The sequence below is a fragment of the Kitasatospora sp. NPDC053057 genome, from assembly GCF_044546945.1.
Lineage (GTDB): Bacteria > Actinomycetota > Actinomycetes > Streptomycetales > Streptomycetaceae > Kitasatospora.
In genome coordinates, this window is sequence record NZ_JBITZP010000001.1 from 403,888 (window position 1) to 423,078 (window position 19,191).

General features: G+C 71.9%; 16 protein-coding genes. 9 read left to right on the top strand and 7 right to left on the bottom strand.

Translation table 11 applies throughout. The features are described from left to right. The first annotated feature begins 67 nt into the window (after positions 1-67). Together ACIG5E_RS01840 and ACIG5E_RS01845 are read left to right on the top strand one after the other, a co-directional pair. Positions 68-265, top strand: coding sequence for a type II toxin-antitoxin system VapB family antitoxin (locus ACIG5E_RS01840; protein ID WP_396530827.1), 198 nt, complete (start codon positions 68-70; stop codon positions 263-265). After that, positions 258-677, top strand: coding sequence for a PIN domain nuclease (locus ACIG5E_RS01845; protein WP_396530828.1), 420 nt, complete (start codon positions 258-260; stop codon positions 675-677). The genes ACIG5E_RS01840 and ACIG5E_RS01845 overlap by 8 nt, the downstream gene beginning before the upstream one ends. A gap of 62 nt (positions 678-739) precedes the next feature. Here the strand turns inward: ACIG5E_RS01845 and ACIG5E_RS01850 are convergent, their stop codons facing one another. The 5 genes from ACIG5E_RS01850 to ACIG5E_RS01870 form a co-directional block, all read right to left on the bottom strand. Further along, positions 740-1,924, bottom strand: a complete 1,185-nt coding sequence (locus ACIG5E_RS01850; RefSeq protein ID WP_396530829.1) for an XdhC family protein — start codon at positions 1,922-1,924, stop codon at positions 740-742. Positions 1,925-2,034: 110 nt separating this feature from the next. Beyond that, positions 2,035-3,519 carry an NCS2 family permease gene (locus ACIG5E_RS01855; RefSeq protein ID WP_396530830.1) on the bottom strand — a complete coding sequence of 495 codons (1,485 nt, stop codon included), beginning with the start codon at positions 3,517-3,519 and terminating at the stop codon, positions 2,035-2,037. 243 nt (positions 3,520-3,762) lie between these two features. After that, positions 3,763-6,129 (bottom strand): xanthine dehydrogenase subunit D, encoded by a 2,367-nt coding sequence (gene pucD / locus ACIG5E_RS01860; RefSeq protein WP_396530831.1) that lies wholly within the window; start codon positions 6,127-6,129, stop codon positions 3,763-3,765. Then, complete coding sequence (locus ACIG5E_RS01865) at positions 6,126-6,611, bottom strand: (2Fe-2S)-binding protein (RefSeq protein WP_396530832.1); 486 nt, start codon at positions 6,609-6,611, stop codon at positions 6,126-6,128. The genes pucD and ACIG5E_RS01865 overlap by 4 nt, the downstream gene beginning before the upstream one ends. Next, positions 6,608-7,495, bottom strand: coding sequence for an FAD binding domain-containing protein (locus ACIG5E_RS01870; protein ID WP_396530833.1), 888 nt, complete (start codon positions 7,493-7,495; stop codon positions 6,608-6,610). Before ACIG5E_RS01870 ends, ACIG5E_RS01865 begins: the two co-directional genes overlap by 4 nt. A gap of 384 nt (positions 7,496-7,879) precedes the next feature. Between ACIG5E_RS01870 and ACIG5E_RS01875 the strand changes: the two genes are divergently transcribed. Beyond that, positions 7,880-9,487: a PucR family transcriptional regulator gene (locus ACIG5E_RS01875; protein ID WP_396530834.1), complete on the top strand. Its 1,608-nt coding sequence runs from the start codon at positions 7,880-7,882 to the stop codon at positions 9,485-9,487. 241 nt (positions 9,488-9,728) lie between these two features. Here the strand turns inward: ACIG5E_RS01875 and ACIG5E_RS01880 are convergent, their stop codons facing one another. Continuing rightward, on the bottom strand, positions 9,729-10,805 hold the full coding sequence (locus ACIG5E_RS01880; protein WP_396530835.1) for an alpha/beta hydrolase: 1,077 nt from the start codon (positions 10,803-10,805) through the stop codon (positions 9,729-9,731). Positions 10,806-11,166: 361 nt separating this feature from the next. Here ACIG5E_RS01880 and ACIG5E_RS01885 point away from each other — a divergent pair, with 361 nt between their 5' ends. From ACIG5E_RS01885 to ACIG5E_RS01900, 4 genes are read left to right on the top strand one after another with little or no spacing between them, the layout of a single operon-like run. Next, on the top strand, positions 11,167-12,186 hold the full coding sequence (locus tag ACIG5E_RS01885) for a substrate-binding domain-containing protein (RefSeq protein WP_396530836.1): 1,020 nt from the start codon (positions 11,167-11,169) through the stop codon (positions 12,184-12,186). After that, positions 12,183-13,223 carry an ABC transporter permease gene (locus tag ACIG5E_RS01890; protein ID WP_396530837.1) on the top strand — a complete coding sequence of 347 codons (1,041 nt, stop codon included), beginning with the start codon at positions 12,183-12,185 and terminating at the stop codon, positions 13,221-13,223. Before ACIG5E_RS01885 ends, ACIG5E_RS01890 begins: the two co-directional genes overlap by 4 nt. Beyond that, complete coding sequence (locus tag ACIG5E_RS01895; protein WP_396530838.1) at positions 13,220-14,104, top strand: ATP-binding cassette domain-containing protein; 885 nt, start codon at positions 13,220-13,222, stop codon at positions 14,102-14,104. Before ACIG5E_RS01890 ends, ACIG5E_RS01895 begins: the two co-directional genes overlap by 4 nt. Further along, positions 14,101-15,207: an ROK family glucokinase gene (locus tag ACIG5E_RS01900; RefSeq protein WP_396530839.1), complete on the top strand. Its 1,107-nt coding sequence runs from the start codon at positions 14,101-14,103 to the stop codon at positions 15,205-15,207. Before ACIG5E_RS01895 ends, ACIG5E_RS01900 begins: the two co-directional genes overlap by 4 nt. A 126-nt stretch (positions 15,208-15,333) precedes the next feature. On the opposite strand, the gene ACIG5E_RS01905 is transcribed toward ACIG5E_RS01900, so the two are convergent. Continuing rightward, a complete protein-coding gene (locus tag ACIG5E_RS01905) occupies positions 15,334-16,059 on the bottom strand; it encodes a hypothetical protein (protein ID WP_396530841.1) in 726 nt (241 codons plus the stop codon). Positions 16,060-16,367: 308 nt separating this feature from the next. Between ACIG5E_RS01905 and ggt the strand changes: the two genes are divergently transcribed. After that, positions 16,368-18,155 (top strand): gamma-glutamyltransferase, encoded by a 1,788-nt coding sequence (ggt, locus tag ACIG5E_RS01910; RefSeq protein WP_396530842.1) that lies wholly within the window; start codon positions 16,368-16,370, stop codon positions 18,153-18,155. A 137-nt stretch (positions 18,156-18,292) separates the two neighbouring features. Next, entirely contained in the window at positions 18,293-19,096 is an 804-nt protein-coding gene (locus ACIG5E_RS01915; RefSeq protein ID WP_396530843.1) for an exodeoxyribonuclease III, read from the top strand. The last annotated feature ends 95 nt before the right edge of the window (positions 19,097-19,191 follow it).

Consider the following 19,191-nt stretch of genomic DNA (forward strand, 5'->3'; position numbering starts at 1 on the left):
CAGGCCTGCGATATCGATTAGAGTTGAGTCTGATATCGCAGGCCCATAGACCTTCAGGAGGCCGGCCATGGCTCGCACCGTGATAGACGTCAACGACGAACTCCTGGCCGAGGCCGCCGAAATCTTCGGCACCACGACCAAGGTCGCCACCGTCAATGCCGCCCTCGAAGACGCGGTGAAGCGCCGTAAGGGCAAGGAGTTCCTTGCGTGGCTGGCGGATGGCGGGCTGCCTGACCTGACTGGACCGGTGGACAAAGGTGAGTGAGCGCTTCCTCATCGACAAATCCGCCTTCGCTCGCTACCCCAAGCCCGCGGTCGGGGAGGTCATCGATAGGTTGTTCAGTCAAGGGCGGCTCGCGATCTGCGGCGCTGTCGAGCTGGAGATCATGTACAGCGCCCGGTCCAAGGTCGATGCCGACCGAATCCGAGACGGCCTGCGTGGCTTCGGCTGGCTGCCCACACCTGATGAGGTGTGGGACCGGGCAATTGAGGTACAGGCACTCCTCACCGCCGCCGGCAACTGGCGGGCGCTGTCCGTGGCGGACCTCGTCATCGCCGCCACCGCCGAGCGCCACGGTGCCACCGTCCTGCACTACGACGGCGACTACGACATGATCGCCGCCGTCACCGGCCAGCCGACCGCGTGGGTCGTTCCGCAGGGGACGACGGCGGACTGAGCAACTCATCGGGCCTGCGCCGACTGATCAGTCGGCGCAGGCCCGTCACCGGCTGTGTCGCCTCAGGCCGCGTGGGTCCGCCGTGCGGTCTGCGGCTCCTCCGCGGTCGCCGCCACGTCGTGGTGGATCGGTCCGTCCCCGGCGCTCAGCGGCAGGCAGCTGCCGCCGCGCCGGTGGGCGATGATCTCGGCGGCGACCGAGACGGCGGTCTCCTCCGGGGTGCGGGAGCCGAGGTCCAGGCCGATGGGGGAGCGCAGCCGGGCGAGTTCGGTGTCCGTGAGCCCGGCTTCGCGCAGCTTGGCCAGCCGGTCGCGGTGGGTGCGCCGGGAGCCCATCGCGCCGACGTAGCCGACCGGCAGCCGCAGGGCGCGTTCCAGCAGCGGGACGTCGAACTTGGCGTCGTGGGTGAGCACGCACAGCACGGTGCGTCCGTCGATCCGGCCGAGCTGGGAGTCCAGGTAGCGGTGCGGCCAGTCGACGACCACCTCGTCGGCCTCGGGGAAGCGCCGGGTGGTGGCGAAGACGGGCCGGGCGTCGCAGACGGTGACGTGGTAGCCGAGGAACTTGCCGATCCGCACCACGGCGGCGGCGAAGTCGATGGCGCCGAAGACCAGCATCCGCGGCGCGGGCACGTAGGACTCGACGAAGCAGGTGACCGTGCCCTGCTCGTGTTCGTCGCAGGGCCGCCCGTCGAGGCCGAGCACGATCCGCCCGGTGCGTCCGGCGTCCAGCATGGCCCGGGCCTCCGCGACGACGGAGCGCTCCAGGGCGCCCACCGTGGACGGTCCGACGGAGAGCGCCCCGTGCTGTCCGGTGGCGGTGACGGCGATGGTGGCGCCGAGCATTCCGGCTGGTCCGGCGATCACCCGGGCGAGGGCGACGGGCGTGCCGTCGGCGATGCGGGCGAGGCCGGCGTCCATTCCGGGGTCGGCCCCCGGGACGACCGGCTGGACGAACACGTCGAGGATCCCGCCGCAGGTCAGGCCGACCGCGAAGGCGTCCTCGTCGCTGTAGCCGAAGCGCTCCAGCACCGGTTCGCCGGATTCGACGGCGGCCTGGCAGAGCTCGTACACCGCACCCTCGACGCACCCGCCGGAGACGCTGCCGACCGCCTCGCCGGTGGCGTCGACGGCCAGGGCCGCGCCCGGGTCGCGCGGGGCGCTGCCGGAGACGCCGACCACGGTGGCCACGGCGAAGGAGCGCCCGGACGCGTGCCAGGCCTGCAACTGCTCGGCGATGTCCTGCATGTCGGAGGCTCCTTACACGGTTTCGACAGTAGCGGGAGACGCCGCCGTACGGGAAACGATCCCGTACGGCGGCGGTGGTGCCAAAGGGGCGGTGACGCCGAAAGGACCGGCTAGTGCACGCCGAGCCAGGACTTGATCGGGCTGAGTGCGAAGTACACGACGAACACCGCGGTGAGGATCCACATCAGCAGCCCGGGCTCGCGCCACTTGCCCTGCCCGGCCTTGATCACCGAGTAGGAGATGACGCCGGCGGCGACGCCCGCCGTGATGCTGTAGGTGAACGGCATCAGCACGGAGGTCAGGAAGGCCGGGATGGCGACCTCGCGGTCGGACCAGTCGATGTGCCGGGCCTGGCTCATCATCATCGAGCCGATCACCACCAGGGCGGCGGAGGCGACCTCGACCGGGACGATGCCGGCCAGCGGCGAGAAGAACAGCATCAGCGCGAACAGGGCGCCGGTGACGGTCGAGGCGAGGCCGGTCCGGGCGCCGTCGCCGACGCCGGTCGCGGACTCGACGAAGACGGTCTGGCCGGAGGCGCCCGCCAGGCCGCCGACCGCGCCGCCGGCGCCGTCGATGAACAGGGCCTTGGACAGGCCGGGCATCCGGCCCTGCTTGTCGGCCAGTCCGGCCTCGGTGCCGACGCCGATGATGGTGGCCATGGCGTCGAAGAAGCCGGCCAGGACCAGGGTGAACACCGCGACCGAGGCGCTGATCGCGCCCATGCCCTTGCCGCCGAAGGCGCCGAACAGGTCGACGTGTCCGAACAGGCTGAAGTCGGGCGCGGCGACGGGGCTGCCGGGCCACACCGGGACGGAGTTCGCCCAGGCCTTGGCGGGCACGTGGGCGAGCTGGTTGACGACGATCGCGACCACGGTGCCGCCGGCGATGCCGATCAGGATGGCGCCGCGCACGCCGCGCGCCATCAGCACGAAGATCGTCAGCAGGGTGAGGCAGAAGATCAGGACGGGCCAGCCGGAGAGTTCGCCGAACGGGCCGAGCGAGAGCGGGGTGGGGCCGCCGGTGTGCACGAAGCCGGCCTTATAGAGGCCGATGACCGTGACGAACAGGCCGATGCCGATGGTGATCGCGTGTTTGAGCGGCAGCGGGATGCCGTTCATGATCTTCTCGCGCAGTCCGGAGACCACCAGCAGCACGATCAGCAGGCCGTAGATCACGCACAGGCCCATGGCCTGCGACCAGGTGGTGTGCGGTACGACGAGCGCGGAGACCGCGCCGGAGACCGAGAGTCCGGCGGCCAGGGCCAGCGGCACGTTGCCGACCAGGCCCATCAGGATGGTGGTGACGGCGGCCGCGAGGGCGGTGGCGGTGGTCAGTGCGGCGTGGTCGAGCTTGACGCCGGTGGTGTCCGCGCCGCTGAGGATCAGCGGGTTGAGCAGGATGATGTACGCCATCGCCATGAACGTCGTGAGGCCACCACGCAGTTCGTTGGCGAGGGTCGAGCCGCGGGCAGAGATCTTGAAGTACGCGTCGAGTGCGCCCTTCGGCCCTGGAACCGGGGGCGAGGGGTGGGTCTCGTCCTCGGTGGGTCTGTCTGCTTCGGTGGTGCCGGGCTCCGTGGGGATCCTGGTCATGTCCACTCCCAAGTGTCAATGGGGGTTGGGGTGGGCGAGCCGACCTGACTGCCAGTCAACGAAGTTGGCAAAGGGGGACGGTATCGACTCACTGGGGGCACTCGTCGGGGGGAGTGCCAGCGGTGCAGATGAGGGTGGTGCGCACTGCGGAACCCCGGCGTGGGAGGGCAGCGGGTGGGGGGTCCCGGGGCGGCGGGGAAGACTCGTCGCCGCCCCGGGAAGCACTGCTCGGAACTCCCGGGATCAGCCGGGCTGTTCGGTGGTCAGGTGCTCGGGCCGGACCGGGATCCGGTTGAGCGCGAGACCGGTCGCGTTGCGGATGGCCGCCACGATGGAGGGGGTCGCCGAAACGGTCGGCGCCTCGCCGACGCCGCGCAGCCCGTACGGAGCGTGCGGGTCGGGCAGTTCGAGGACGTCCACCGGGATCGGCGGGGTGTCCAGGATGGTGGGGATCAGGTAGTCGGTGAAGGAGGCGTTGCGCACCTTCCCGTCGCGGACGATGATCTCCTCCATCACCGCGAGTCCGAGCGCCTGGGTGCAGCCGCCCTGGATCTGGCCGACCACGGAGAGCGGGTTGAGCGCCTTGCCGACGTCCTGGACGGCGGTGAGCTCGACCACCTTGACCAGGCCCAGTTCCACGTCCACGTCCACCACCGCGCGGTTGGCGCAGAAGGTGTACTGGACGTGGCCGAAGCCCTGGCCGGTCTCCTTGTCGAAGGCCTGGGTGGGCCGGTGGTGGTGCTCGCGGGTGAGGTCGATGGCCTCGTCACCGAGCAGGTCCACGATGGGCACCAGCACGCCGGCGCTCTCCGAGACGACCTTGCCGCCGGCCAGCGTGATGTCCTGGTGGGTCCAGCCGTAGCGGCGCCGGCCCTTCTCGACCAGCGCCCGCCGGACGGCCTCGGCGGCCAGCTTCACCGCGCCGCCGGTCATGTACGTCTGGCGCGAGGCGGAGGTCGAACCGGCCGATCCCACCTCGGTGTTGGCCGGGTGGATGGTGACCTGCTCGACGCCCAGCTCGGTGCGGGCGATCTGGGCGTGCACGGTGACGCCGCCCTGGCCGACCTCGGCCATCGCGGTGTGCACCATGGCGACCGGCTCGCCGCCGATCACCTCCAGCCGCACCCGGGCGGTGGAGTAGTCGTCGAAGCCCTCGGAGAAGCCGACGTTCTTGATGCCGACCGAGTAGCCGACCCCGCGCACGATGCCCTCGCCGTGCGAGGTGTTGGACAGCGCGCCGGGCAGCGCGCGGACGTCCAGGTGCTCGGTGTCCAGCGGCGGCGGCAGCGGCATCTCCTTGGCGCGGCGCAGCAGTTCGGCCACCGGCGCGGGGGAGTCGATCTGCTGGCCGGTGGGCATGAAGTCGCCCTCCGACATGGCGTTCAGCTGCCGCAGCTCCACCGGGTCCATGCCGAGTTCGACGGCCAGCTTGTCCATCTGCGACTCGTAGCCGAACGCCGCCTGCACCGCGCCGAAGCCGCGCATCGCCCCGCAGGACGGGTTGTTGCTGTACAGCGCGATGGCGTGCATCTTCACGTTCGGGATCACGTACGGGCCGTGCCCGAGCGAGGCCGCGTTGCCGACCACGGCGGGGGAGGCGGAGGCGTACGCGCCGCCGTCCAGCACGATCCGGCAGTCGGCGAAGACCAGCTTGCCGTCGCGGGTGGCGCCGTGCTCGTAGTGCATCCTCGCCGGGTGGCGGTGGACGTGGCCGTAGAAGGACTCGTCCCGGGAGTAGACGATCTTGACCGGCTTGTTGGTGTGCTGGGCCAGCAGGCAGGCGTGGATCTGCATCGAGATGTCCTCGCGGCCGCCGAAGGCGCCGCCGACGCCGGCCAGCGTCAGCCGGACCTTCTCCTCGGGCAGGTCCAGCACCGGGGCCATCTGCTCCCGGTCCACGTGCAGCCACTGGGTGGCGATGTAGAGGTCGATGCCGCCGTCCTCGGCGGGCACGGCCAGACCGGACTCCGGGCCGAGGAAGGCCTGGTCCTGCATGCCGACCTCGTAGTCGCCGCTGACGATGACGTCCGCCATCGCCCGCACCTCGTCGGTCACGCCGAGGCCGGAGACCAGCTTCTGCTCGTGGCAGATGTTGCCGTACGCGTGCGACTTGTACTCGTGCGGCTCGTGGACGTACCCGTGGGTCTCCGGGTCCAGGCACTGCTCCTCGGTGACGATCGGGGTGAGCACCTCGTACTCGACCTTGATCTTCTTCACCGCGCGCCGGGCCGTCTCCGGGTGGTCGGCGGCGACCAGCGCGATCGCCTCGCCGTGGTAGCGGATCTTGTCGATCGCCAGGGCCGGCTGGTCCTGGATCTCCAGGCCGTAGTACTTGGAGCCGGGGATGTCCTCGTGGGTCAGCACGGCGTAGACGCCGGGCACCTTGAGCGCCTCGGAGATGTCCACCGAGAGGATGTTCGCCCGGGGGTGCGGCGAGCGCAGCGCCATGCCCCAGAGCATGTCCTCGTGCCACATGTCGGACGAGTACGCGAACTCGCCCTTGACCTTCAGGTTGCCGTCCGGGCGCAGCGGCGAGCCGCCGATGCCGTCCTTGGAGGCCTGGTTGATGTTCTGCAGGTTCTTCTGGCCCTGGATGGTGCGGGTGCTCATGCCGATCCCTCCCCGGCGCACTTGCGGGCCGAGGCGAGCCGCACCGCGTCCATGATCTTCTCGTAGCCGGTGCAACGGCACAGGTTGCCCGACAGCGCCTCGCGGATGTCGTTGTCGCTCGGCTGGGCGTCCTTCTCCAGCAGGGCGTCGGTCTGCACCAGCAGCCCCGGAGTGCAGAAGCCGCACTGGACGGCCCCGGCGTCGATGAACGCCTGCTGGACCAGGCCCAGCTCGCCGGTCTCCTCGGCCAGGCCCTCGACCGTGCGCACCTCGCGGTCCTGCACCTGGCCGGCCGCGACCAGACAGGAGCAGACCGGCACGCCGTCCAGGTAGACGGTGCAGGAACCGCACTCGCCCTGCTCGCAGGCGTTCTTCGAACCGGGCAGGCCGACGCGTTCGCGCAGCACGTAGAGCAGGCTCTCGCCCTCCCACACGTCGTCGGCCTCGACCGGCTTGCCGTTGGCGGTGAACGTGACCCTCATGCCGCGCTCCTGATCTGCTTGCTGTAGTCGTTCCAACACCAGGTGAGGGTGCGGCGGGCCATCACGGCCAGCGCGTGCCGCCGGTAGTCGGCGGTGCCCCGGACGTCGTCGATCGGGGAGGCGGCGGCCTTCACCAACTCGCCGAAGCGCTGGACCACCTCGGTGCCCAGCAGCTCCCCGGTCTCCCAGAGCCCGCGCTCGGCGAGCACACCCTGCAGGTACTCCTCGGCCTCGACGGCGCGGCGCGGCGTGGGGGCAGCCGAACCGATCCCGGTGCCGACGGTTCCGTTCTTGGGGTGCAGGGCGAAGCCGAAGGCGCACACCGCGATCACCATCGCGTTGCGGGTGCCGATCTTCGAGAACTGCTGCGGGCCGTCCGCGACCGGCACGTGCACGGCCCGGATCAGCTCGTCGGCCTCCAGGCAGTTGCGCTTGACCCCGACGTAGAACTCGTCGATCGGGATCAGCCGGGTGCCGCGCACCGAGGCCGCCTCGACGTACACGTCCCGCCCGGCCGCCAGCAGCGCCGGGTGGGAGTCACCGGCCGGGGAGGCCGCGCCCAGGTTGCCGCCGACGCCGCCGCGGTTGCGGATCTGCGGTGAGCCGACGGTGTGGGCCGCCAGCGCCAGCCCGGGCAGCGGCCCGGACAGCTCCGAGATGATCCGGGCGTACGGGACGGAGGCGCCGAGCCGGACGACGCTGCCGTCGTTCGTCCATTCGGTGAGCTCGGTGACGCGGTTCAGGTCGAGAATCGCGGATGGCCGGTGCACGTCGAAGTTCAGCTCGACCATGACGTCCGTGCCGCCCGCGATGGGCAACGCGGTCGGGTACTCAGCCTTCGCCGCGAGAGCCTCGTCCCAGGTGGCGGGCCGAAGGAACTCCATGCGGGTGTCTCCTCAAGTCTTCGCCGACCGGGTGTCCGGTGGCGTGTCGCCCAGTGAACTCCTGTGACCGGGGCCACTGGCAGTCACCGATGGCATGAAGCCCCGGCTGTGAGCCCGCCCGGCATCCTGTACGTTCCTCTAAGCAGGAGAATCCCGCAGCCCAGGTGTTCGCCGGGTGCTACCTACGACCGTAATCCGGCCGTGATTCGCGGGCTACGGCCCCGTGACCCGGTGACCCGCTGGTACGTAACGCCGAGCACGGATGTTCGGGCACACTGTCACCCCCGGACCACGCGTCCGGCCACCCCCACCCCCTCGATCCGGCCCCCGGATCCCCGTTCCAGCCCCCCGATCCCCGTTCCAGCCCCCGTAAGGAGTCCGCGGATGCGTGTCCGTGACCTGCTCGCCCCCGGCGCCCCACGACTGCGCCTGCTCGCGGCCGAGGAGGAGCTGGACCGGCAGGTCAGCGGTGTGATGACCACGGACCTGCACGACCCCGGCCGCTACCTGCACGGCGGTGAGCTGGTGCTCACCGGCATGCTCTGGCGCGGCGGCCCGGCCGACTCCGAGCGGTTCGTGCGGACCATCGCGGCCGGCGGCGCGGTCGCCCTGGCGGCCGGCGAGGCCGAGGTCGGCCCGGTGCCCGAGGACCTGGTCGAGGCCTGCCGCCGGCACCGGATGCCGCTGCTGGCCGTCCCCGACGACATCGCCTTCGGCACCGTCACCGAGTTCATCGGCCGTCAGGTCTCCGCCGACCGCGCCGCCGACCTCGCCGCCCTGGTCGACCGCCACCGGCTGCTGGTCTCGGCGGCCGGCGGCGGCGGACTGGACGCCGTGCTGGACCTGCTCGGCGGCGACCTCGACCTGGACTGCTGGGTGCTCGCCCCGACCGGCGCGGTGATCGCCGGCCCGGCCGACCGGCTCACCGCCGAGGACCGCGACCAACTGGTCCGCGCCCACCTCGCCGCCCAGCGCCAGCGCCGCCGGCCCCCGCACCGGGCCCGGCTGGCCGGCGGCGCCTACTCGCTGCTGCCCGCCGGGGCCTCCGCCGGGCCCGAGGCGCCGCAGACGGGTTCGCTGCTGGCCGACTGGGTGCTCGCGGTGGCCGGCGACGTCACCGAGTGGACCACCAAGCGCCAGCAGCTCGCCGAGAACCTGGCCCGCCTCGTCGCCGCCGAGCGCCACCGCCGGGACGAGGGCCGCCGGCTGCGCCGCCGACTGGCCGACGAACTGCTCGCCCTGCTGCGCCGCGACGCCGACCCGGCCGAGATCAGCCGCACCCTGTACGCCTCCACGGCGATGGCCGCCCGCTACGAGAGCCCCGAGCCCAAGTCCCAGGCCCGGGACACCTCCTGGCTGGTGCTCAGCGCCGAGGGCACCGGCCTGCCGGAGGGCACGGTGCGGGCCGTCCTGGAGGAGGCGCTCGGCGGCACCACCGACCGCGCCCTGGTCGCCGGGGCGGGCAACGGCGCCGTGGTGGTGCTGCCCGCGCTGGACACCCCGGTGCCGGCCGACACCTTGCGCGAACTCCTCGCCCCGCTGGAGGCCGGACTCGGCTCGGAGGGCCGGATCACCCTCGGCGTCTCCGCCCCCGCCTCCGAGGCCGGCGGCCTGCGCGGCGCCCTGGAGGAGGCCCGGCACGCCCGCCGGATCGCCGCCGCCAGAGTCGGCCGGGTCTGCGTGGCCGGCCCCGAGGAGCTGGCCTCGCACGTGCTGCTGCTGGCGGCCGTCCCGGACGAGGTCCGCCGTGCCTTCCGCAGCCGGCTGCTGGACAAGGTGATCGCGTACGACATCGAGCACCAGGCGGACCTGGTCCGCACCCTGGAGGCCTTCCTGCGCTCGGACGGCTCCTGGACCCGCTGCGCCGGGCAGCTGCACGTCCACGTCAACACCCTGCGCTACCGGATCGGCCGGATCGAGGAGCTGACCGGGCGGGACCTCTCCCGGCTGGAGGACCGGGTGGACTTCTACCTGGCGCTGGAACTGGCCTGATCGGCGGCCTGGTGGGAGGCCGGATCGGCGGTCCGGCCGGTGGTCTGATCGGTGGTCTGGTGGGAGGCCTGACCGGTTCCTGGCAGTGTCGGTCGGTGTGCGGTCGATCCTGATCGTGTCCGGTCGGTTCCTGGGAAAAGGCTGGCAAAGCCGGAAACGGCCGAGGGCCCGCCGCGAACGCTCGCGGCGGGCCCTCAGTCGTGATGGTCAGTCGTGACAACCGGTCGGTCGTGACGGTCGGTCACTGCACCGGGATGACCCCGGTCAGCCACTCGAAGGCGCTCGGGACCATCTTCTTCCACATGTCGGTGGTGTGCGGGCCGGTGCTCTCCTCGACCTGGACCTTGGTCGGCTCCTTGGCCGCGGTGGCCAGCGCCTGGCCGTCCTCGTAGCCGTCGCCCTTGGCGCCGCTGACGAGCAGGGCGACCTTCGGCGGCTGCTGGGCGGACTTGAGGATGTTGACCGGGTTGTTGGCCTCGCGCAGCTTCGCGTCCTTGCCGACCAGCGAGTCGGGCTCGACCGCGGGGTCGTTGTAGCCGGACATCGCGATGCCGGCCCGGTAGCGGTTGGGGTGGGCCAGCGACAGCTTGGCCGCGCAGTGGGCACCGGCCGAGTAGCCGGCGATCGCCCAGCGGTCCGAGGACGGGTCGGCGCGGAAGTTGTCCATCACCATCTGCGGGACGTCGCGGGTGATCCAGGCGTCCGCGTTGATCTTGCCGGGGATGTCGGTGCAGCCCGCGTCCTGGTGGCTGCCCAGCAGCAGGGTGCGCGGCGAGACCAGGATGAACGGCGCGACCTTGCCCTGCTGCATCAGCGGCTTGAGCTGCTCGGAGACCTTCAGGGTGCCGTACCAGGTGGAGGAGGAGCCCGGGTAGCCGGGGATCAGCTCGACGACCGGGAACTTCTTGTCCTTGAACGCCGGGTCGTTGTACTGCGGCGGCAGCCAGACCAGCACCTCGCCGTCGACGCCGGACACCTGGCCCTTGAGCTCGGTCTTCTGGACGTCGCCGGGCACCGCCGGGTCGTTCACGCCGCCGAACTTCTGCAGCACCTTCGGGGGCTGCTTGCCGGCGTCGCCGGACTGGCCGTTGCCCGCCGGGTCCGCCGGCGGCACCGAGGGCACCGCGCGGACGTGGTCACCGGTGCCGAGCAGGTCGTCCCAGTTGCCGTAGATCAGGTTCGCGTTGTTCACCATCACGAAGACCATCAGCACGGCCGTGACCTGGCAGAACATGATCATGACGATCCGGGACAGGGTGCGCACCGGCTGGGGGCCGCGCACCTTCCCCCAGAACAGCAGCGCCACCGTGATGGACACCGGCACAAGGATGACGGTGAGGATGAAGAATGGCGTACCTGTCAGTTCCATCAAGTTCTCGTATCCGGGTCGCTCGCCGCCCGGGCCCCAGTCGCCCGAACGCACGTCAATGGCATCAGACGGCAGAGAACCGATGATCGGTTGCCGTCCGAATCTGTGCGGAACCTGAGAGGAACATCACGTTTCCGAGGTGTTCCCGCTTCGGGTCGGCGCCTAGTCTGTCACCCGGACGGCGGTGCTCCGGACCAGATGTTCAGCGAACTTCCAGGAAGGTCCCCCGGGGCACCTTACCTTCCGGGCCGTTCGCGCCGCCGGGCGAGGCGGTGCGATCCCGCGCGGCGGGGCCAGAGAGACTATGGGGATGAGCACTACCCGCTTTCGCCCGTCCCGCCGCTTCTGGCCCGTGTGCGCCGTCCTGGCCCTCGCGGTCACCGCGGCCGGTTGCAGCAGTACCGGAGGCAGACGCGCCGAGGAGGCCCGCGCCAAGGCCGCGGCCGCCGGTGGCAGCGCCGTCACCACCCCGCGCTGGAAGGTCGCCATGGTGACCCACGCCGGCGCCGGGGACGCCTTCTGGGACAGCGTGCGCAAGGGCGCCGAGCAGGCCGCCGCCAAGGACAACATCACCTTCCTGTACTCCAACGACGCGCAGACCCAGAACCAGGTCCAGCTGGTCCAGGCCGCCATCGACCAGAAGGTCGACGGCCTGCTGGTCACCCTCGCCAAGGGCGACGCGATGGCCGACGTCCTGGGCAAGGCCAAGGCGGCCGGCATCCCGGTGATCACGATCAATTCCGGGCAGGAGTTCTCCGCGAAGTTCGGGGCGCTGACCCACATCGGTCAGGACGAGTCCTCGGCCGGTCAGGCGGCCGGAACGGAGCTGGCCTCGCGCGGCCGCAAGAACGTGCTCTGCGTGATCCACGAGCAGGGCAACGTCGGCCAGGAGGAGCGCTGCTCGGGCGCCCAGTCCAAGGCCGGCGGCGGCTTCCAGGTGCTCTACGTGAACGGCGTCGACATGCCCGACGCCCGGGCCGCGATCTCCGCCAAGCTCCAGGCCGACCCCTCCATCGACACCGTGCTCACCCTCTCCGGCCCGATGGCCGCCACCGGGCTGCAGGCCGTCCAGGACGCCCACCGCAGCGTCGAGCTGGACACCTTCGACCTGGGATCGCAGGTGGTGGCCGGGCTGAAGTCCGGCAGCGTCGGCTTCGCCGTCGACCAGCAGCCCTACCTCCAGGGCTACGAGGGCGTCGACCTGCTGTGGCTGTACAAGTCCAACCTGGACATGCTCGGCGGCGGCAAGCCCGTCGCGACCGGCCCGCAGATCCTGACCAAGGACAACGCCGACGCGCTCGCCGAGTACGTCGCGAGGGGGACCAGGTGAGCGCCTCGACCACCCCCGACCTGCTCGTCCAGGACCGCCCGGCGGCCCTGCGGCGGCTCCTCGCCCGACCCGAGCTCGGCTCGCTGATCGCCGCCGTCGCGGTGTTCGCGGTCTTCGCCGCCGCCTCCGAGCCCTTCCTGCGGGTCTCCTCGCTGGGCACCGTCCTCTACGCGGCCTCCACCATCGGCATCATGGCCGTGCCGGTCTCGCTGCTGATGATCGGCGGCGAGTTCGACCTGTCGGCCGGCGTGCTGGTCACCACCGCCGCGCTGACCTCCTCGATGGTCTCGTACCAGTTCACCGCCGTCACCTGGGTCGGCGTCCTGGTCTCGCTGGCGACCACGCTGGCGGTCGGCTGGTTCAACGGCTGGATGCTCGGCCGCACCAAGCTGCCCAGCTTCATCGTCACCCTGGGCACCTTCCTGATGCTGACCGGCGCCAACCTCGGCGTCACCAAGGCGGTCTCCGGGACGGTCTCCACCAAGTCGATCGCGGACATGCAGGGCTTCGAGACCTGCCGCTGGCTGTTCGCCTCCGAGCTGAACATCGGCGGGCTGGCGATCAAGGCCACCGTCTGGTGGTGGCTCGGCCTGCTCGTGGTCGGCAGCTGGGTGCTGCTGCGCACCCGCTTCGGCAACTGGATCTTCGCCGTCGGCGGCGACGCGGCAGCCGCCCGCGCGGTGGGCGTGCCGGTCGCCCGGACCAAGACGGTGCTCTACCTGGGCGTCGGCTTCGGCGCCTGGGTGCTCGGGCAGCACCTGCTGTTCTCCTTCGACACCGTGCAGTCCGGCGAGGGCGTCGGCAACGAGCTGATCTACATCGTCGCGGCCGTCATCGGCGGCTGCCTGATCACCGGCGGCTACGGCTCGGTGGTCGGCTCCGCGCTCGGCGCGCTGATCTTCGGCATGGCCAGCAAGGGGATCATCTACGCCCAGTGGAACCCGGACTGGTTCAAGTTCTTCCTCGGCGCGATGCTGCTGCTGGCCGCGCTGCTCAACGCCTACGTCAAGCGCCGGGCCGAACGGGGGCCGCGATGAACGACGAACTCTCCCCGGGTGGCGAGCTCCTCTCCCTGGTCGGCGTCGGCAAGACGTACGGCTCGGTCCGGGCCCTGCAGGACGTCTCGCTGACCCTGCGGGCCGGCGAGATCAGCTGTGTGCTCGGCGACAACGGGGCCGGCAAGTCCACCCTGATCAAGATCATCGCTGGGCTGCACCGGCACGACGAGGGCACCTACACCGTCGGCGGCGAGGAGGTCCGGCTCGACTCCCCGCGCCAGGCCCTGGACCTCGGCATCGCCACCGTCTACCAGGACCTCGCCGTCGTCCCGCTGATGCCGGTGTGGCGCAACTTCTTCCTCGGCTCCGAACGGGGCATGCGCCGCTGGGGCGGCCTGCGGCTGGACGCCGACGGCATGCGCGCCACCACCCGCGAGGCGCTCGCGAACATGGGCATCGACCTCCACGACGTCGACCGGCCGATCGGCACCCTCTCCGGCGGGCAGCGCCAGTGCGTGGCGATCGCCCGTGCCGTGCACTTCGGGGCCAAGGTGCTGATCCTGGACGAGCCCACCGCGGCGCTCGGCGTCAAGCAGTCCGGGGTGGTGCTCAAGTACGTCACCGCGGCCCGCGACGCCGGGCTCGGGGTCGTCCTGATCACCCACAACCCGCACCACGCGTACCTCGTCGGCGACCACTTCACCCTGCTCAAGCGGGGGCGAATGGCCGGCAGCCACCCGCGCGCCGAGATCAGCCTGGAACAGCTCACCACCGAGATGGCCGGCGGCTCCGACCTCGCCGAGCTCTCGCACGAGCTGGCCCGGCCGTCGGTCGCCGGTTCCGCCGAGTTCGCCGGTCCCGCCGACTCCCTTGAATCCCGTGAGACCCGTGAGACCCGTGAGGAGCGTCCGCAGCCGTGACCAGCCCCCAAGGCACCACCCGGCCGGCCGTCCTGCCCACCCTGCTCGGCCTCGGCCCGCGCGCCGAGCGCCGGCGCCGCGCCCTGCCCGCCGGGATACTGCGGCTGCCCACCATCGGCGTCGACATCGGCGGCACCAAGGTGGTCGCGGGGGTGGTCGACGGTGAGGGCAAGGTGCTGGAGAAGCTGCGCACCGACACCCCGCACAAGAGCAAGAGCGCCAAGGTCGTGGAGGACGTCATCGTCGAGCTGGTGCTCCAGCTCGCCGACCGGCACGACGTCCACGCGGTCGGCATCGGCGCGGCGGGCTGGGTCGACGCCGACCGCTCCCGGGTGCTCTTCGCCCCGCACCTCAACTGGCGCAACGAGCCGCTCCAGCAGGCACTCAGCGAGCGGCTGCGCTTCCCGGTGATCGTGGAGAACGACGCCAACGCGGCCGCCTGGGCCGAGTGGCGCTTCGGCGCGGGGCGCGGTGAGGACCACATGGTGATGCTCACCCTGGGCACCGGCATCGGCGGCGCGGTCGTCCGGGACGGCTACGTCGACCGCGGCAAGTACGGCCTGGCGGGCGAGTTCGGGCACATGCAGGTGGTGCCCGGCGGGCACCGCTGCCCGTGCGGCAACCGCGGCTGCTGGGAGCAGTACTCCTCCGGCAACGCGCTGGTGCGGGACGCCCGCGAACTGGTCGCCGAGGAGTCCCCGGTGGTGCAGCCGCTGCTCGCCCGCGCCGGCGGGGCGGTCGAGGGCATCACCGGCCCGCTGGTCACCGAGGCCGCCCAGGACGGCGACCCGACCGCCATCGAGCTGCTCTACGAGGTCGGCACCTGGCTCGGCGTCGGCATCGCCAACCTCGCCGCGGGCCTCGACCCGGGACGCTTCGTCATCGGCGGTGGCGTCTCCGAGGCCGGCGACCTGCTCCTCGGCCCGGCCCGGGACACCTTCCGCCGCACCCTGACCGGCCGCGGCTTCCGGCCCGAGGCCAGCATCGTCCACGCCGCGCTCGGCAACGAGGCCGGCCTCGTCGGCGCCGCCGACCTGGCCCGCCAGGTGGCGCGGCGGTTCCGCACCATCAAGCGGCGGCGGGTGGAGCGCAGCGCGCTGTAGCGGCGGACGCGGCGCGGGGCGGCTGACGGCGGACAAGGTTCAGCTGACAGATTTCAGCGAACAGATAACGTCATCTGTTCGCTGAAATCTGAACCCTGAAACCTGTCAGCCGTCAATCGTCGCCCGTCAGCCGGCCGACTTCCAGCGGTCCCGGCCGTCACTGCCGGGGCCGCAGACCATCGCGGTGCCCTTCGTGGTGACGCCGGTCGCGCCGGCCGGGGAGCAGAAGGCTCCCGGGTGCACGGTTCCGGCGGAGCCGCCTGCCGAGCCGGACCCGCCGGAGTCGGACCCGCCGGAGGTCGACCCTCCCGAGCCGGACCCTCCTGTGCCGGACCCTCCCGAGCCGGACCCTCCTGTGCCGGATCCGCCCGAGCTGCTCCCGCCGCCACCACTCGACGAGCTACTCCCGCCACCCGTGCTTCCACCAGTGCCCGGCCCGGCCGGCTGGGCGGTGGGGTGCGGGGTGGGCTTGGGTGCGGCCGGGGCCGGGGCCGGGGCCGGGGCCGGGGGCTCGGTGTGGTTCTGCGGGGCCTGGGTCGGCGCGGGCGGTTCCGGGGCGGTCGTGGCCGTCGGGGTCTCGACCGGGGCCGGCGTTGCCGTCGGCGTCGGGTCCGGTGTGGGCGTCGGCGTGGCGGACGGCGTCGGGGCGGCGGACGGGCTGGCCGTCGCCGCGACCGGCGCAGGGGCGGGTGCGGGGGTGGTCGGCTGGGGGCCGAGCAGCGCGCCGAGCCACACCAGGCTGCAGAACGCCGCGACCACCGTACTGGTGAGCTTGCGCCAGAGCGGTCGGGGCCAGGTCCAGGCGATCGCGAAGGCCGCGACCGGGAACACCAGGAAGCTGGCGGCGTGCACCCCGCGGTGCTGCCACCAGGGGCGGTGCGGCGGAACTGCCGGTGGCTGGGAGGGCGGGGACGCGGGTGGTGGCGGATACACGGAGGAGCCGGGTCCTTCTGGTGGTGGGGACGTGGCGAACCCTCACACCGTATATAGATCACATAAAGAGAGGTTCCGGATTGCGCGGAACCGAATCCGGAACGTGACCTCCGATTGGCCGGGTCCATCGGCACGTCAACTACCCATCGGTAGCGGTGCGGTGTGGTTGTCGGATTACCGCTCCTGTGGAACAACTGGTGAGTTGACGTCGACCCAGGAGGACTCGGATGAGGGCTCTGACCCGTCTCGCGCCATCACTGCTGCTCGCCACCGCACTGGTCTGGGCCACCACCGGGCCCGCCGGGGCCGCGGCGCCGCCGCCGAAGGTGCCGGAGGCGGTGGGGTGGGGCGGGGCGGTGGCGTCCGTGGACGCCGATGCCACCGCCGCCGGGATCGAGGTGCTGCGCAAGGGCGGGAACGCGGTGGACGCGGCGGTGGCCGTCGCCGCGGCGCTCGGGGTGACCGAGCCGTACTCGTCCGGGATCGGCGGCGGTGGGTACTTCGTCTACTACGACCACGCCACCGGACGGGTGCACACCATCGACGGCCGGGAGGTGGCCGGCCACACCGCCGACAGCGGGCTGTTCCTGGAGGACGGCAAGCCGCTCGCCTTCGCCGACGCCGTCACCAGCGGCCTGTCCGTCGGCGTCCCCGGCACCCCCGCCACCTGGGACTCCGCACTGCGCCAGTGGGGCACCCGCTCGCTCGCGCAGAGCCTGGAACCCGCCGAGCGGATCGCCGAGAACGGCTTCGTCGTCGACGACACCTTCCGCGGCCAGACCGCCGACAACTACGACCGGTTCAAGGACTTCCCGGCCACCGCCAAGCTCTACCTGCCGAACGGCAAGCCCCCGGAGGTCGGCTCCGTCCTGCGCAACCCCGACCTCGCCGCGACCTACAAGCTGCTCGCCAAGGACGGCGTGAAGGCCTTCTACCAGGGCGAGTTGGGCCAGGACATCGTCAACACCCTGCAGCACCCGCCGGTCGACCCGGCCTCCGGCCGCAACGCCCGCCCCGGGAAGGTCGACACCGCCGACCTGGCCGCCTACCAGGTCCGCCGGCAGGCACCCACCCACGTCGCCTACCGCGACTACGACGTCTACTCGATGGCCCCCTCCAGCTCCGGCGGCACCACCGTCGGCGAGGCGCTGAACATCCTGGAGGACGGCGACCTCTCGGACTACAGCAGCACGCAGTACTACCACCACTTCCTGGAGGCCTCGCGGATCGCCTTCGCCGACCGCAACCGCTGGGTCGGCGACCCGGCCTTCAATGACGTCCCCACCAAGCAGCTGCTCTCCGAGCGCTACGCCGCCTCCCGAGCCTGCCTGATCAGCCCCGACCACGCCCTCACCAGCCCGCTCGCCCCCGGCGACCCGCGCCACCCGGCCGACTGCGCCGACACCGGCCAGGCCGTCGCCGAGCCGTACGAGGGCCCCAACACCACCCACCTCACGGTGGCGGACCGCTGGGGCAACATCGTCTCGTACACCCTCACCATCGAGCAGACCGGCGGCAGCGGCATCACCGTCCCGGGCCGGGGCTTCCTGCTCAACAACGAGCTGACCGACTTCGACTTCGCCCCGCTCACCGCCGGCGTCCCCGACCCCAACCTGCCCGGCCCGGGCAAGCGGCCGCGCTCCTCGATGTCCCCGACCATCGTGCTGCGCGACGGCGAGCCGCTGCTGGCCACCGGCAGCCCCGGCGGCGCGACCATCATCACCACCACCCTGCAGGTGCTGCTCGGGCGGCTCGACCGGGGGCTGAGCCTGGAGCAGGCCATCGCCGCGCCGCGCGCCAGCCAGCGCAACTCCGCCGTCACCCAGGCCGAGCCGGGCTTCCTGGCACTGCCGGAACGGGCCGAGCTGGAGAGCCTGGGGCACCGGTTCGGCAACGGTGGCGAGATCGGCGCCGCCACCGGCGTGGAACGGCTGCCGGACGGCCGCTGGGTGGCCGCCGCCGAACCGGTGCGGCGCGGCGGCGGCTCGGCCGCGGTGGTCCGGCCCGCGGGCTGAGCGGACCGGCCGGCGTACGGCCCTGGGGCCGATCCGGCCGGGTTGTCAGTGCCGGGCGGTATGTTCGGGGTGGGCCTCCCTCCGGGGCGGGCCCACCCCCGTCCGTACCGACCGAACCACCGGGAAGGCCGCCCGCCGTGACCGTCCGCATCGCCACCTGGAACATCAACTCCGTCACCGCGCGGCTGCCCAAGCTCCTGGAGTGGCTGGAGAGCGCCAAGCCCGACGTGCTCTGCCTCCAGGAGCTCAAGTGCGCGGCCGACGCCTTCCCGTTCGAGCAGGTCCGCGAACTCGGCTACGAGACGGCCGCGCACGGCACCGGCCGGTGGAACGGCGTCGCGATCGTCTCCCGGCTCGGCTTGGACGACGTCGTGCGCGGCCTGCCCGGCCAGCCCGGCTACCTGGCCGACGGCGCCCTGTTGCCCGACGTCGAGCCGCGCGCCATCGCCGCCACCTGCGGCCCGGTCCGGGTCTGGTCGGTCTACGTGCCCAACGGCCGCGAGGTCGATCACGCCCACTACCGCTACAAGCTGGAGTGGCTGGAGGCGCTGCGCAAGGCCGCCGCCGAGGATGCGGCCGGCCCGCGCCCCTTCGCCGTCCTCGGCGACTTCAACATCGCCCCCACCGACGAGGACGTCTTCGACATCGCCGCCTTCGAGGGCCTCACCCACGTCACCCCGGTCGAGCGTGCCGCGCTGGAGGCCCTCGGCGAGATCGGCCTGCACGACGTGGTGCCGCGCCCGCTGAAGTACGACCGCCCCTACACCTACTGGGACTACCGCCAGCTGGCCTTCCCGAAGAACCGGGGCATGCGGATCGACCTCACCTACGCCAACAAGCCCTTCGTCGACGCCGTCACCGACAGTTACGTGGACCGCGAGGCCCGCAAGGGCAAGGGCACCTCGGACCACGCCCCGGTCGTGGTGGACCTGGACCTCTGAGGTTTCGGGGGATCCGAGCGAAGTCACACTGCGTGACGGGCCGTCGCTCGAACGGCCCTGAGCGGTGGCCGGGCTCGGAGCCCCTGCCTACCGTC

Coding starts and splice junctions, on each gene's coding strand:
- ACIG5E_RS01840 (WP_396530827.1), top strand. CDS start 68: ATGGCTCGCACCGTGATAGACGTCAACGACGAACTCCTGGCCGAGGCC.
- ACIG5E_RS01850 (WP_396530829.1), bottom strand. CDS start 1,924: ATGCAGGACATCGCCGAGCAGTTGCAGGCCTGGCACGCGTCCGGGCGC.
- ACIG5E_RS01855 (WP_396530830.1), bottom strand. CDS start 3,519: ATGACCAGGATCCCCACGGAGCCCGGCACCACCGAAGCAGACAGACCC.
- pucD (WP_396530831.1), bottom strand. CDS start 6,129: ATGAGCACCCGCACCATCCAGGGCCAGAAGAACCTGCAGAACATCAAC.
- ACIG5E_RS01865 (WP_396530832.1), bottom strand. CDS start 6,611: ATGAGGGTCACGTTCACCGCCAACGGCAAGCCGGTCGAGGCCGACGAC.
- ACIG5E_RS01870 (WP_396530833.1), bottom strand. CDS start 7,495: ATGGAGTTCCTTCGGCCCGCCACCTGGGACGAGGCTCTCGCGGCGAAG.
- ACIG5E_RS01875 (WP_396530834.1), top strand. CDS start 7,880: ATGCGTGTCCGTGACCTGCTCGCCCCCGGCGCCCCACGACTGCGCCTG.
- ACIG5E_RS01885 (WP_396530836.1), top strand. CDS start 11,167: ATGAGCACTACCCGCTTTCGCCCGTCCCGCCGCTTCTGGCCCGTGTGC.
- ACIG5E_RS01895 (WP_396530838.1), top strand. CDS start 13,220: ATGAACGACGAACTCTCCCCGGGTGGCGAGCTCCTCTCCCTGGTCGGC.
- ggt (WP_396530842.1), top strand. CDS start 16,368: ATGAGGGCTCTGACCCGTCTCGCGCCATCACTGCTGCTCGCCACCGCA.